This window comes from Chitinophaga sp. SVR4-12A, from assembly GCF_056754765.1.
On record NZ_JBPGWP010000001.1, the window covers coordinates 2,343,328 to 2,357,766 of the forward strand.

A 14,439-nucleotide genomic window follows, 5' to 3' on the forward strand; every position below is an offset into this window, starting at 1 on the left:
CAGATCAGAAAATGGCACAAAACAATTTACAGGGAAAGGTGGCATTGGTTACCGGCGGCGCCACCGGCATCGGGCTCGCTGCCGCCGCACTGTACCTGCAGCACGGAGCAAAAGTAGTGATCGCCGGACGGCGGGAAACGGAAGGACAAAAAGCCCTGGCACAATTGCAGGAGATCAGCCGGGATATTCATTTCATTCAGACAGATGTATCACAGGCCGCCGAAGTACAGCGCCTGGTAGCAGCAACGGTAAAGCGCTTCGGTAAACTGGACATTGCTTTTAACAATGCCGGGATCGAAGGACTGTTTGCACGGATAGAAGATACGCCCGAAGATGCATTTGACAGTGTGTTCAACATCAATGTAAAAGGCGTATGGCTCAGCTGCAAATACGAAATTGAGCAGTTCAGAAAACAGGCAAGCGGCGGCGCTATCGTCAATACCTCTTCCTGGCTGGCAAGAGGCGCGCTTGGTGGATCAGGCGTCTACTCCGCCAGCAAGGCCGCATTGGATGGCCTCACCCGTGCACTGGCCATTGAAACCGCCGATGCGGGTATCAGGATCAATAATGTTCAACCAGGTTATATACAAACACCGATGTTTGATCGTTTCTTCCCTGCTGACAATGCGGAAGCAGAAGCTGCCAAAGCGCCATTCAGAAGACATGTACCTGTGGGGCGTTTCGCTGATCCTAAAGAAGTAGCAGAGCTGGTGCTGTGGCTGAGCAGCCCTGCCGCATCTTATGTAACGGGAGAAAGCATCCTGGCAGACGGCGGACTGGCCATCGGCGGACAACGGCTCTAATAAAAAAGCAGCCTTCAGATCATCAGACCCGAAAGCTGCTCCGTATTCCCCCCGATAAAATTTCCGATAATGTCTAATTCAGGGCTGGTATGTACGCTATGTGAAAATGGATGCTATTTTTTCAAGGGATTGGTTGTTGAAGGGATCATCTCACCATAAGTGATGCCGTTCACCATCTGCCATTCATAACGGTCAGTCCGCAGTACTTTGATGTCAGAGGTGAACACACCTTGTGAGTTGGTAACACGCACCTGTGTTTCATTATTCAGGAAAGTCCAGTTGCCGTGATACACCACGCTGTCCTTATCTGTCTCTACTACCGTACCATCCGCATTAAATTGCACCCAGATCCTGGAATAGTTCGTAGCGCTGTTGGCCTTCCCGATCTTCCAGACCAGGTCCGGGCTGGTCAGATTGTAGTTATTAAAGTATTCGTTGTAGATCCATGTTTTTCCTGTCAGCAATGCTGTCTTGCTGGTGATGGAATCTGTTCTCGGATACTCATGCACCATTACGCCGTAAGTATTGTCGGTCACATTATGCCATTCAAAAAGCGAATCGGCCAGTACCTTGATATTTGAAGTGAACGTACCCTCTGAATTGGTCACACGGATCTGTGTTTCATTATTCAGGAAGCTCCAGGTGCCATGATACAGTACACCATTTTCGTTTGTTTCTATAACGGTGCTGTCCGGGTTAAATTTCACCATGATCTTAGACATATTCCTGTAGCTGGTGGCTTTATTTTCTTTCCAGCTCAGCTTTGTCTGGGAATCATTATACCCGTTGAAGTACTCATAGTAGATCCAGGTTTTGGCAGTAAGAATTTTTGTATTGTCGCTTAACACCGGCGGCTCAGGTGCAGTCGGATCCTCCTCAGTACAAGAGAACAGGGAGAGTGATAACAGTGCAAACAGCAGGTTAACTTTCAGTGATCGGTACATAGATCTTCTTTTATTAAGAATAGGGATATTCTGCCGCTAAGTTAGAGCAGCGCCCCGGGCAAGGTGTAAAAAGGTTCAGGAACGGTAGTATTTTGTTTACGAACGGCGTATAATGATCCTGGCCAGGGTACCCTGTACCGCCCCGGATGGATCTCTCAACTCAAAGATGTCAAAACCGGCGTCTATATTGTGGATCAGCTTCAATTGGGCCGTACGTTTCCGGATATTATCCAGGCCCGTTGACTCATAAGGGGAAGGCCGGCTGGGCGCACGGGAGAGACCTGCGCCATTGTCCTTCACGTCTATATACAGCACTTCCGCTTCATCTTCATGAATATGAATGGATAAGAGGCTGTCTGCCGACTGCCGGGGCACCAGGCCATGCCGGATGGCATTCTCCACCAGGGGCTGTACCAGCAACGGCGGTATCAGTATACCGGCCGTATCTATCTGGTCGTCAACATCTATCCTGTAATGCAGCCAGTCGTTGAACCGCAGCTTTTCCAGCCGGAGGTAATTGCGGATCAGCTCCACCTCCTTTTCCAGGGTGATCAGCTCTTTTGAAGCATTGTGCATGTTCTGGCGGATCAGGTCTGCAAAGATGACCAGGTATTGATTGGCCGCCTGCCGGTTATCCCCGTTCACCAGCCCCTGGATATTATTCAGGCTGTTGAAGATGAAATGAGGATTCATCAGCGCGTTCAGCGCTTTGTACTCCAGTTTCATGAACTTTATTTCGGAGGCATGTACCTGTTCTTTCTTTTTTACAATATAGCGGATCACCAAACGAACCACCCACCATAGCAAAACAGCGAAGCACAAACCTGCCACCAGGATAAACCACCAGGACATCCAGAATGGCGGCATGATGGTGAGCAGCAGCGAAACAGGAAGGCTGTGTACATTGGAAGCGCTGCTGGCCCGTATAGTGACCGTATAATGGCCGGGCCGGAAAGAAAGCAGGTTGATCTCTTCATTCTTGATAACACGCCAGCTGTCCTGCTCCTCGCCTGAAACGGTGTATTCATAGGTCAGACCCGTCATTCCAAATGCCAGCGCCGCAAATGAGATATGGATATTGCCTGATTCCTTGTAGGGAATGGATACACTCCCGCCAGCGGTTGTGTAGGCATGTTGCAGGGTGCTGACACCGGTAAAGAACAAGCGGGGCGGCGTCGCTTTCTGCAGCAGGGCTGTTAAGGGTGCCGCTGTAATGTTGCCGTCTTTGAAGAAATAGCAGGTATGCCCGTCTGAAAAAACATGCTCTACATCTGCGGGTATAAAGGGATGCGCTACGATGGAAAGTTCATATACCGGGCGGTCTTTGCTGGGCACAACCTGCAGTATACGGTATTGGTTATTTGTACAGATCAGCAGATGACGGTCGTCCAGCGGAAAGGCTTTGTCCCAGATGCAATCCTGTTGTGGCAGGGTGTCCACCATCGTACGACCGTTGATGTTATTGCAGACAATGAGCCGGTTACTATTATTCCATCCTACCATATAATCGCCCAGCATGTAGAAGCGTGTCAGGCTCAAGCCTTTAAGGGGGGCCTGCAGCACGGCGCTGTCATTCACTAGCTTGTACATCCCTTTACTGGTGGTGAACCAGATGTCATTACTGGTGGATTCCGCCATGTAGTATATGCGCTGTCCATCAGCAACCGTGACTACATCTTCCGGCTGCGTGCTATTGCCTATGCTGATCTTAGACCGGTCGATCCGTAATATGAAATAACCGATATGTAAATAATAGAAGTAGCGGGGCGTGCTACAGATCACTTTTACGGCAGATGTCTGGCGTATATTGTTCACCGTCGATGGCAAAAGATGTTTCCGTTTGATCAGTGGTTGATCTGCAAGCAGATCTTGCACGATAAAATGGTCCCGGTCTGCTATGAAATGATAATTCCCTTTATCGTCTGCTATAGATCCGGGCTGAGGAATAAAATCCTGCTCCCTGCCCCTGTATTTGCTAAGGTCGAAGATACGGGTAGCTTTTCCATTGTCGAAACGAAAAAGGGCTTTATCGTTGGTAGTAAAGAAGAGCTTTTCGCCCACTGCAAATGCGTACAAGGCGGTGCCTGTATAGCAGTTGCTATAAAGCTTTATATCCCGGAAGCGCCTGTCAAAATAATATGCACCGTTGTTGAGCGTAGTTACCCAGTAATTCCCGTTAACATCCTGCGACACATCAGTGATCCTTGATGTTTTCAGTATGGGGGCGCTGTTATTAATGACCAGTCCTTTCTCCGTTCCCACAAAGGTATCCGTCTTGCTGATATACAGGCTGGTTACATTATCATATCCTTCATCTGGTCCTTTAAAACGATACACAGGCTTGCCATTATGGTAAACCGCTTTGTCTGACATAATGTAGCACATTTCCTGCCCTACCCTGCACCTGTTCCTGCTCTCTGGTCTGGATCTCGTTAAGAGGACATTATAATTGGTATCTATCAGCATGCTTCCATGCCCCGTAAGCAGCTCATAAGTGGAGGACGAGCGCTTGTTGGCAACCACCGTCAGATCATTGGGCCCTTTGCCCCATATCTTATTCAGATAATACACACGACAGGAGTCTCCCTTTATGTTGATGAACGTCTCCCTGTCTGAAAAGAGCAGGGTAAGGCTGCTGTCATTTTCAAGGGAGACACCAAATGCATGCGAGGTATTGAAAGACAGGTTTGGGAAAACGCTGTTGGCGGAGTAGATCTTGCCGTCTTTATAATAACACAGGTTGCCCTTGAAACAGTTCAGCCATATACGGCCGTAATGATCTTCAAAGAGGTTGATAACATCGTTATCTGTCAGGCCGTCGGAAGTAGTAAATGTTTCAAACCTGATCCCATTATACCGGGCAACGCCCTTTTCCGTAGCAAACCATAGAAAGCCCGCACGGTCGCGGTACACCTGGTATACCATATTGCCCGGCAGTCCTTCGTTCTTCGTAAAATGAATGATAGGAAAATCCTGCCCCAGGCAGGGAAGCGCCGTGGCAATGAACAGCAGCAGTAGAATGTATTGTGCGATCCTTTTACACATGCGTAGCCCCGTATTGCTGAAGGAACGTAAGCAGGCCGCTGTGCCGCCTTCTTCCAACGGGAAGGCTGAAGCGGTTACCGGAGGCTACTACCTGGTTGCCATCTTTAACGATCTGTTTGATGTGCTGGCCATTCACCAGGTAAGATTTGTGGATCCGGTAGAACTGATCAGCAGGCAACAGCTCCTCATACTCCGCGATGGAATTGCTCATGACGATCTGCTTCACCTGGCCGTCTTTGAGGAAGGTCACCTGGGAATAGCTGCCTTTGGCGGCAATATAAAGCAGGTCCTTAAAATCCACGATCTCCACGGAATTGCTATCCCGGAGGTAGATCTGCGTGGGCTGGCTATGGTTCTTTAATTGCCTGGACAGTGTTTCATAAGCAGGTAATTGTATGGCTGTTTTATACTGTATCCTTTCCCTCAGCTTGCGGATAGCAGCGGCCAGGTCAAAGGTATTGATCGGTTTCAGGATGTAGTCGATAGCATTCAGCCGGAAAGCTTTTACGGCATATTCATCGTAAGCCGTCACAAATATGATCTCGAAATTCACGGGGGATATACGTTCTACAAAGCTGAACGCGTTCTCCTTGGGCATCTCTATATCAAGCAGCAGGGCGTCTGGCGTATGTTCATGGAGCAGCTTTTCGGCCTGGACGGTATCATGCGCTATTCCCATGATGTTGATGTAGGGATCCACGTCACGGAGCAGGATATTCCGCAGGTTATTACAAGCCTCGGTTCTCGTCATCCACGATGATAATGTTCAGCGGCGGTTCGGGTGTCTGCATTGTCATAGGAGGGGTAAAAGTAGCTAAAATCCTGTTATGGCTGATCATATGTTTGATGATACAGTTCAGCTAAAGCGCCAAATACATCCACACTTTCTTTAGCAGACTGCTCGAGGAGATCCCTGAAATTCAGCTTATATTTCCTGGTTCCGGAGGCCTTGTCTGTTTTCGCCATTCCCTCTACAAGGGTCCTTACTGCAAGCCCCCTATTGAACCCAGCCTGGGCATGGGCATGTGTATCCAGACCTGCAGACCTGTCATCCTGCAGTCCGGCCAGGTAACCATTTTGGTCAAGTTCCTGCTTTTTATGCGTGAACCCTTCTTCTGCTGCCAGCTGATCATCACCCGTATAACCGGTAACGGTAGAGATGTCCTTTCCGTCTGTGGCACATTGAACGCCCGCTATATAAGGCATCGCCTTAGCCCGTTTCCTTTCCTTTTTCTCTTTTGCCACCCTGGTCGTAGCGGCCGTAAACTCATCCCCGGAGTGATCGCTGCTAAAATCCTCCGCATTGTCTATTGCCGTGTTGACCGCGGCTTTTGTTTTCCTTTTACGCTTAAGGCTTCGCTTCATTTTCGGATCGCCGGCGGCTTTTATCTTATTTCGCTCCTCCACCGGCTCCTTCATTTTATTCCATAGTTTGTTTGCAGATGCGTCAGTTTTTAGCTTCTCCACAGGCGTGCCTTTCCAGTTCGTTGTTATACTAAAGAGGCGCTCGTTATGTTCCCTGGTGGAGGCATCCGGATCGGTAAGCGCAAGCGCATCCTGCATTGTCTCCGGTAATAATGTTTCAAGCCTGGGTATTGAGCCTGGCTGCGTCATAGTATTGGTCAGTCCGTGAAGCGTGTGTTGGGCATTCCTTTGCTCCAGCCTCGTGGATAGTACCGCCCTGTTGGCTTGCGCTTCAGCCGGTTCATGGGCGGGATTGGCGTAGAGGGCTGGTATACTTGAGAAGTAAGTTTTGCGTAACAGGTTCATAGCCGCCTCCAGGGCTCCGTTTTTGTCAACAAAATCCGCCCCGGGGATAGTCCTCAGGTCCACCGCAGAAAAATCCGTATGATCTGCCGTCTTAAAGAACTCCCTTACCTGCAGTTTCATCTTATCCAGGACCTTTTTTACGAGCGTTTCACCCATGGCGGGATCAGTAATACTTCCTCCATTGTCAAAATGCTCCTCTATGGTTTCTATAGGCTTTTTGCTCTTCTCCCAGGCTGCCGGAAAATCTCCATCAAGATTTCCACCTCTCTTTTTCCCGAAAGCAGCATTAGCGGTTATCTTACCATCAGCAATATTCTGCAGGGTCATGGATCCGAACATAAACATTCCGGCGCCTCTTCTTCCTTCTGCCAGATGAAGCACATCAAGGTGATAGTGCATCTTAGCCTTTTCATCATCAGAATATCCTGCTATTGGCTGGCCCTGTAACAACTTTAAATGGTCTTCAGCCAACCGGGCGTCTCCTCTGCCCCTTGCCAGCTTGGTGAATGACTCAGCAAGCTCTTTGTAAGCTACCCCTTCGCCTTTTACGGCGACAGCCAGGTTGTTGGATGGGAACATCATTCCATCGATCGCATTCCGTGTGGTTTTGTCTTTTGTCTTCAATGTACTGGAGGCAAACTGGCTTTCTTTACCGGGAAGGTTATGGTCTAATGAAAAAGTAAAACCCGGGCTCATTTTGGCTTCCTTTAGCACATTATACAGGTCAGATATGTTCGTGGCAGCGCGGGAAATCCCTCCCCTGGTATGGACTTCGGTCCAGTTCATACGATTAGTAGTGACATCTGTATTGAGTGGGGCCGTCGTGATATTATCGTTTTTCATCTTGTCGATCATCCATTTGTTCATTTTCTCTACTATTTCCGCATCGGAAAGATCTACTGGGACGCCCATATTATTCTTAAACGCGATCCGCTGGATCACCTGACCGGGTTTAAACCGGGCCTGTACAATCCTTCCTGGCGGCTGATCTCTGTTTGGAAGCGGGTGCTCCGCGGCTAAGGGAACTTCGGCCTCACCGATGGGTAACGATGTAACAGCGGGATAAGCGATACCTCCATGACGGGGATCTGCGGGGACAGCACGGCTTGAGGGAGCCTGTGACTGGGATTGTTCAAACATACATGACAACATTTGGGTTCTCTAGGATATCCAGGATAATGTTAACTATCAGTAAGTTACGTTTTTTCGGCTAAAGCGACGCAAAAAAGGCGCCTCTTTTGGGGAGACGCCTCTGCCATTTGGGGTTAGTTCCTGTTCTAAATACAGGTGAAACTTTTTTGGGGCACAAACAAAGTAATCAAACTACGGGTTAACACGTCATTCTCCCAACCACTTCCGGAATTCGGCCGCTTTTAAACGGCTTACAATAACGTCTTCTCCTATATCGGGGCTAAGCCATACTTTTAGTTTGCCGTTGAACCAGGCATGTACCTGCCTGATGCTGGTGTAGCTCACAATAAACTGCCGGTTGATCCTGAAAAAGACATTGCCGTCCACTTCCAGCTCAATATCGTCCAGGCTCTTTTCAAGAATATGTTCTGTATCGCAAACGGTTTTGATGCAGGAAAAACGGCCCTTTACATAGAAATAGGCGATATCTTCCACCGCAATGGGAAACAACCGGGTGCCCTTGCGTACCAGGTAACGCTGTACCGGGCTACGGTCACGGAACGTTACGCGTAAAAGCCGGCTGAACAGGCTGGGCACTTTCACCACTTCCACGGCTGGATTGATGCCTGCCACCAGCTCCCTGATCCGGTTCGCTGCTGCCGTCTCACTTTCGTCGAAAAGTATTTTCATTGCCGCTTGTTTGTTATATAAAACGATGCAGCAAATGTAGGACTGCTATCGGCAGCGGCAGCGACTTTCCGACGAAGTGCAATAAAGGCGGACGAAATGCATCGGGGGGCGACGAAGATCTTAGTAGATGAGTTTTTTCAGGCTTTCGAGGTAACTCCTTCCTACTACGATCTCTGTCTCATCATGCATCACAAGAAAAGTTTTAGAGATATCGCGGTATACTTCTTTAACGTGGTAGATGTTCACGATATACGAGCGGTGCACACGCAGAAAACGCTGGGGATCCAGCCTTTTTTCCAGTATGCTGATGCCCTGGGAGCCCAGGTAGCTTTGTCCGGCGATATGAATGCGTGTATAGTCCTTTTCCGCCTTCAGGTACAGGATGTCCTGCACATCCAGGCTCCTGAGCCTTCCCGGGGTTTCAACGAAGATCCTGGGGGGATAATTGCCCTGCTGCAGGGGTATACTGGCGGCCAGTCCATACAGGGCATGCTGGTCTGTACGCTGCCTGATGCGTTCTACAGACAAGTCAAAACGTTGACGGGTATAGGGTTTCAGCAGGTAATCCACCGCATTCATTTCAAAAGCTTTGATCGCAAAGCGGTCAAATGCCGTGGTAAAAATGATCATGGGTATATGTGCGATCTCCTGCAGTACCTCGAAGCCGTTGAGGCCGGGCATCTGCACATCCAGGAAGACCAGGTCTGGTTGCCGCTCATTGATCGCCCCTACGGCCTCAATACCGTTCTCACATTCACCGAGGATATCCATTTCCGGGTGGGCCTGGAGGTATTGGCGGATCAGGCTGCGGGAAGCTTCTTCATCATCAATTATTAAGACCGTTGTTACCGACATGATGTTGTATAGGAATATAAAAGTAAAATACCATCCCCGTGGGATGATTTCTCTCAATATAAAGCGTTTCGTTGAACAACAATTCCAGGCGCTGACGTGCATTACGGAGTCCGACGCCTTTGGCAGACAGCATCTCCTGCATTTCGCCGGGATAGCCTTTGCCCGTATCGCTCACGGTTACCTTTAGTTTGCTGTCTGCACGTTCAAAGCCTACCGTGATCCTGCCGCCGTTCAGGCTGGGCGCAATGCCATGCCGGATGGCGTTTTCCACCAGCGGCTGCAGCAGCATGGAAGGCACAATGATATTGCCGGTCTCCTTCAGGCAACCGATCTCGAACTGCAGGCGTTTGCCAAAGCGCCTGTTCTCCAGCTCCAGGATGGTATGGATAAAGGCCGCTTCCTCATGCAACGGTACCCATTCATGCTGGGTAACATACAGGGCATAACGGAAAGTATCTGCCAGCTTGGCGATCAGTTCCCGGGTGGTTTCCTGCTCCGGTGGCACGCTGGCGCTGATGGAGTTCAGGGTATTGAAGAGAAAATGCGGCTGGATCTGGGCTTTCAGCGCATTGATCTCGCTGTTGTAGGCCAGCGAGGACAGCTCTTTTTCTTTCTTCAGTTGCAGCTCCCGCTCCCTGAAAAAGTGGTAGATGTGAAGGAAGCTGAAGATCTGTACATAGAATAGCAGGTTAGGCCCCAGGTTCACCACCAGGTTAGCGCCGGTGATAGGCGGCTTGCCTGTCAGCGGGTTGTAGATAACATACAGTCCTATCCAGCTGAAATAGTAGATCAATGATGTTGGCAGATGGAACCAGAAGCGTTTCTGCAGGGGCCAATGCGCGAGCTTCCTGAAATGCAGCCACCAGGGCGGTATACAGGAAACGAACATGAACACGCAGTCTACTGCCGTTTCCCTCGCGTAATGCCAGGAAACTTTTCCGCGGATCAGGTCCGGGAAGCCATACAACAGGCTCATAACCACAAAAAGCGATAGGAAGGCGACGATCTCCTGCCAGGATACACCTGGCACCAGGCCTTTTTTATTTCCCGGAGGATTGCTCATGGTAATTTGAATAACAAGCCCAATATACGGTAAAATCGGAGTGCTAAAATTACGAAGCCTGCAAACCCGGGCAGCGGTATTGTGGGTGAAATGACGGAAATGATGGTTGAAATGACGGATGAAGTGTGTGAACTATTTCCTTTTTTAGATGTTAAATAAGGTAAGTTAATTTGATCTAACCATCATTCCTATGAAAGACGTATTGAACAAAATGACCCAGAAAGTAGCCGGGGTTAAAGACAGCATGAAAGAAACCCTGGAAAACATGCTAAGCCTGGAAAAACTGACGGATAAATTTTCCGACATTACAGCAAGTACCGCCGATACCTATGCGAAGTACACCAGCGATCTGATAGCGCTGACGCCCATTATCGAGGAAATAGGCTTCAGGACCGCTGAAATTGATTTCAGTATTGGTATTCCCCCTTCTTTTGTTTTTCACTTCGAAAAGCTGAAAGATACCACGCCGGAGAAGAAACAGGAGATCCTGGATTTTCATAAGGACAACCGGTTTTTAGCGCCGATCGTAAAATTGCTGATGACGGCAGACACCCTGCAGGGAAAAATAGCGCTGGGCAGCTTCAGGTTCAGGAGCGTGAAGATCAACCTGGGGCTTACACCAGGACTGAACCTCGTGTTGGTACCAAAGACAGTGCCGCATTAACAAACATTTGACACACATTAAAATCTGCTTATAACTTTCCTGCCAAACCTCCGAAAACCGGGGTTTTACGTACCTTTTTGCTTCAATTCAGGACATATGGCCAATGGAAGCAAATCGCCGCATATACTTAATACTTCTACCAACCTGCTGGGGTTTTGTTTGATCGTGCTTACTTCTATTAAAGTAATGCATTTTAATAATGGCACCCTCATTGATGACAGCACGGGCATTGCTTCGCTGTTATTAATGGCCAGCTGTTTTCTCTCTTTCCTCTCCATGCGGGCGGAAGGGGAAAAAATCAGTGAAAGGCTGGAAAGAATAGCCGACTATGTTTTCCTGATCGCGCTGATATGTGTAAGTGTGACAATTGTATTGGTGTCCTTTAACCTGATCTCGTAAATCCTGCTGGCGGAAATCCGCAGGAAACACTATTTTTATCCGTTACAAAAAATCCACGCATTTTATGAAATATATCTGCTACCTGTTACTCTTTTGTTTTACCCTGCCGGTGATGGCGCAGGACACTACCTCTTACCTGGAACAAAAGGATATACAGTACCGCACGGGTGAATTGGACGCCTATATGAAGGAGCGCTGCAGGCTGGACATTTACTATCCCGCCAAACACGCCAATGTGCCGGTGATCGTATGGTTCCATGGCGGCGGTATAACAGGTGGCAGTAAAGAAATACCCAATGCGCTTAAACAACAGCATGTGATCGTGATCGCAGCCAACTACCGTTTGAGCCCGAAGGTCTCCTGCCCGGCTTATATTGAGGATGCTGCCGCTGCAGTAGCCTGGGCATTTGATCATGCAAAAGAATACGGAGGTGATCCTGCGAAGATCGTGTTATCGGGCCACTCCGCAGGTGCTTATCTGTCGGAATTGGTAGGTCTTGATAAAGAATGGCTGGCTAAATATAACATTGACGCCAACCGCATTGCTGCGCTGTTTCCCTTCAGCGGACAAGCCATCACTCACTTTACTGTACGAAAAGAAAAAGGCATTCCGGATACACAGGTAACTGTCGATAAGTACGCCCCTATTTCCCATATCCGTGCAGATGCGCCGCCCATGTACATCTATACAGCCGACCGTGAACAGGAGCTGCTGGGCCGTTATGAAGAAAATGCTTACCTGGCACGCATGCTGAAGCTGGTTGGGCATAAAAAAACGTATCTCTACGAGTTTGAAGGCTTCTCCCATGGCGATATGCCCGGACCAGGATTCCAGTTAATGCTCAAGCAGCTCAACGCCGATTTCTGGAAACTGAAATAAGCCGGGATTTGTATAAGCCTTGTCCAGGAATGTATAAACCGGGGCTGTTGTTTCATCAGACCTTTGTGTGGAACAATTCACACAAGTAAAATGAAACAGACAGTATTAATAACAGGCGCTTCTTCAGGTTTTGGAAAATCTGCCGTGGAGCTATTCCATGAGAAAGGCTGGAATGTGGTGGCTACCGTTCGTTCTCCTGAAACAACCACTTTATTTTCACAATTAAAAAATGTGCTGCTTACCCGCCTGGATGTAACAGACAAGGCCAGCATTCAGGCCGCTGTTGCAGCAGGCATCAGCCAATTTGGCCAGATCGATGTGCTGGTGAACAATGCAGGCTATGGTACATTGGGCGCGCTGGAAGCAGCCCCGGATGAAGTGATCCGCCAGCAGTTCGAGGTCAATGTGTTTGGTGTTATTGACGTAACAAAAGCTGTATTGCCGGGAATGCGTGCGCGCAAAACAGGTACTATTATCAACGTTTCTTCTGTAGGCGGCAGGCTTACTTTTCCGTTCTCCACACTTTACCATTCCACCAAGTTTGCAGTAGAGGGACTGACAGAATCGCTGCAGTATGAGTTGAACCCGCTGGGGATCCGTTTAAAACTGGTAGAGCCGGGCGGTTACAAAACTGATTTCGCCGGCCGTTCCATGAACATCTATGGTTTTGGTGACATCGACAGTTACCAGGCGCCTTTTAACCATTTCGCCGGTATGCTGGAAACCTGGCCGATGTCTGAAAACATTGGTGAAGTAGCGGAAGCCATTTACCAGGCGGCCACAGACGGCACCGCAACATTGCGCTACCCCGTTGGCCATGACGCCGTTGAACTGCTGAAGACAAGACAACAGATGGATGATGCTTCCTTCAAAGCAGCGATGTCTGCCCAGCTCGGGATCTGATATTTCCTGCCCTGCACGAATACAAATCTGCAGGGCAGCGTTTTCAATTTCTTTAATTTTGCCGTAAGATGAAAAGAGGCGCTCCATCCTATATTGACCTGGAGTCTATCAGTGACTTGCATAAGCTGGTGCAATATCCACCGCCACGGCATCCTTTGATCAGTGTAGTGGATCACTGCGATTTTTACAGGATGCGGCCGATGGAGAAAGCCCTTTACAGGTTTGGCTTTTACACTATTTCATGCAAGCGGTATGAAGGGTTACTGTATTACGGAAAAAGCCAGTATGATTTTAAGGAAGGTTCCCTGCTGTTCACAGCCCCCTGGCAGGTAATCGGTACCGGTCCTGATGTAACGGTAGATGAGGGATGGGCATTGTTCATTCATCCGGACCTGCTGCATGGCACCAACCTTGGGATGAAAATGCATGAGTATTCCTTCTTCCAGTACGAGGTTAACGAAGCATTGCACGTATCTGAAGAGGAAAAGCAGCTCTTAAAAGACTGTATTGGCAAGATCATAAGGGAATATAGCCAGCATATAGACAAGCACACCCAAAGTGTGATTGTTAGTAATATTGAGCTGCTGTTGAACTATTGTAACCGCTTTTATGACCGGCAGTTTTATACCCGGGCAAAGGTAAATGCAGACGTTGTTCAACGGTTTGAGCGTTTGGTAAAGGAATATTTCAGCCAGCCTGCCTTAATAGAAGCCGGCCTACCGCCAGTCTCCTATTTTGCTTCCCGGCTTAATTTGTCGGCAGGCTATTTGTCTGATCTTTTACAGAAGTTCACTGGCAAGACCACCCAGGAGCACATCCACCTCGAACTGGTGGAAAGGGCTAAATCGATGTTGTGGAGCACGGAAAAGTCGATCAGTGAAATAGCATACGAGCTGGGTTTTGAGCATCCCTCCCATTTTGCCAAGCTGTTCAAAGCCAAGACGGGCAAGACGGCCAGTGAGTTCAGGCACCGGAATTGATCAAATTTCAGGGTTTACAGTTCTATTCCGGGGCCTAAACAAGTTAACCCCGTGCCAACTACAGGCTTTAAACATCCTGAAAATCAGTCCGTTACAGCAAAAATTCCAGCAAACATTTATTGTTTCCCTATGTCCTCTGGCAGTCAATCCGGCCAAAAGCCTTTGCTGTCTTAGGTTTGCCCGTGGATATCTGCCCTATATCTGGGAGTTGTAAGCGAGTTGTAAGCCATATATAAGCCCTCTTTATAAATAGCAGTTATCCTAGTAAAATATAGCTTTATACTGGCAGATAAATACCAGTATTAATCAAAT

13 protein-coding genes are annotated in these 14,439 nt (G+C 48.6%); 6 read left to right on the forward strand and 7 right to left on the reverse strand.

The genetic code is table 11. The features are described from left to right. The first annotated feature begins 11 nt into the window (after nucleotides 1-11). Nucleotides 12-803 carry an SDR family NAD(P)-dependent oxidoreductase gene (locus tag ACR9Y8_RS09505; protein ID WP_481213018.1) on the forward strand — a complete coding sequence of 264 codons (792 nt, stop codon included), beginning with the start codon at nucleotides 12-14 and terminating at the stop codon, nucleotides 801-803. Between the two features lie 113 nt (nucleotides 804-916). On the opposite strand, the gene ACR9Y8_RS09510 is transcribed toward ACR9Y8_RS09505, so the two are convergent. The 7 genes from ACR9Y8_RS09510 to ACR9Y8_RS09540 all read right to left on the reverse strand — a co-directional run bounded on the left by ACR9Y8_RS09510 (nucleotide 917) and on the right by ACR9Y8_RS09540 (nucleotide 10,301). Next, the gene (locus ACR9Y8_RS09510; protein ID WP_481213019.1) at nucleotides 917-1,747 is read right to left on the reverse strand and encodes a hypothetical protein; all 831 of its coding nucleotides are present in this window, start codon (nucleotides 1,745-1,747) and stop codon (nucleotides 917-919) included. A gap of 96 nt (nucleotides 1,748-1,843) precedes the next feature. Continuing rightward, a complete protein-coding gene (locus ACR9Y8_RS09515) occupies nucleotides 1,844-4,792 on the reverse strand; it encodes a sensor histidine kinase (protein WP_481213020.1) in 2,949 nt (982 codons plus the stop codon). Further along, nucleotides 4,785-5,543 (reverse strand): LytR/AlgR family response regulator transcription factor, encoded by a 759-nt coding sequence (locus tag ACR9Y8_RS09520; RefSeq protein WP_481213021.1) that lies wholly within the window; start codon nucleotides 5,541-5,543, stop codon nucleotides 4,785-4,787. The genes ACR9Y8_RS09515 and ACR9Y8_RS09520 overlap by 8 nt, the downstream gene beginning before the upstream one ends. Nucleotides 5,544-5,617: 74 nt before the next feature. After that, the gene (locus ACR9Y8_RS09525) at nucleotides 5,618-7,702 is read right to left on the reverse strand and encodes a hypothetical protein (RefSeq protein ID WP_481213022.1); all 2,085 of its coding nucleotides are present in this window, start codon (nucleotides 7,700-7,702) and stop codon (nucleotides 5,618-5,620) included. Nucleotides 7,703-7,900: 198 nt separating this feature from the next. Next, a complete protein-coding gene (locus tag ACR9Y8_RS09530; RefSeq protein WP_481213023.1) occupies nucleotides 7,901-8,383 on the reverse strand; it encodes a LytR/AlgR family response regulator transcription factor in 483 nt (160 codons plus the stop codon). Between the two features lie 120 nt (nucleotides 8,384-8,503). Continuing rightward, nucleotides 8,504-9,238 carry a LytR/AlgR family response regulator transcription factor gene (locus ACR9Y8_RS09535; protein WP_481213024.1) on the reverse strand — a complete coding sequence of 245 codons (735 nt, stop codon included), beginning with the start codon at nucleotides 9,236-9,238 and terminating at the stop codon, nucleotides 8,504-8,506. After that, nucleotides 9,210-10,301 (reverse strand): sensor histidine kinase, encoded by a 1,092-nt coding sequence (locus ACR9Y8_RS09540; RefSeq protein ID WP_481213025.1) that lies wholly within the window; start codon nucleotides 10,299-10,301, stop codon nucleotides 9,210-9,212. The genes ACR9Y8_RS09535 and ACR9Y8_RS09540 overlap by 29 nt, the downstream gene beginning before the upstream one ends. 190 nt (nucleotides 10,302-10,491) lie before the next feature. Here ACR9Y8_RS09540 and ACR9Y8_RS09545 point away from each other — a divergent pair, with 190 nt between their 5' ends. The 5 genes from ACR9Y8_RS09545 (at nucleotide 10,492) to ACR9Y8_RS09565 (ending at nucleotide 14,127) form a co-directional block, all read left to right on the forward strand. Beyond that, nucleotides 10,492-10,965, forward strand: coding sequence for a hypothetical protein (locus tag ACR9Y8_RS09545; protein ID WP_481213026.1), 474 nt, complete (start codon nucleotides 10,492-10,494; stop codon nucleotides 10,963-10,965). Between the two features lie 96 nt (nucleotides 10,966-11,061). Continuing rightward, complete coding sequence (locus tag ACR9Y8_RS09550; protein WP_481213027.1) at nucleotides 11,062-11,364, forward strand: hypothetical protein; 303 nt, start codon at nucleotides 11,062-11,064, stop codon at nucleotides 11,362-11,364. A 64-nt stretch (nucleotides 11,365-11,428) separates the two neighbouring features. Further along, nucleotides 11,429-12,244, forward strand: a complete 816-nt coding sequence (locus ACR9Y8_RS09555; protein WP_481213028.1) for an alpha/beta hydrolase — start codon at nucleotides 11,429-11,431, stop codon at nucleotides 12,242-12,244. Between the two features lie 90 nt (nucleotides 12,245-12,334). Then, entirely contained in the window at nucleotides 12,335-13,147 is an 813-nt protein-coding gene (locus tag ACR9Y8_RS09560) for an SDR family oxidoreductase (protein WP_481213029.1), read from the forward strand. 68 nt (nucleotides 13,148-13,215) lie between these two features. Beyond that, entirely contained in the window at nucleotides 13,216-14,127 is a 912-nt protein-coding gene (locus ACR9Y8_RS09565) for a helix-turn-helix domain-containing protein (RefSeq protein ID WP_481213030.1), read from the forward strand. The last annotated feature ends 312 nt before the right edge of the window (nucleotides 14,128-14,439 follow it).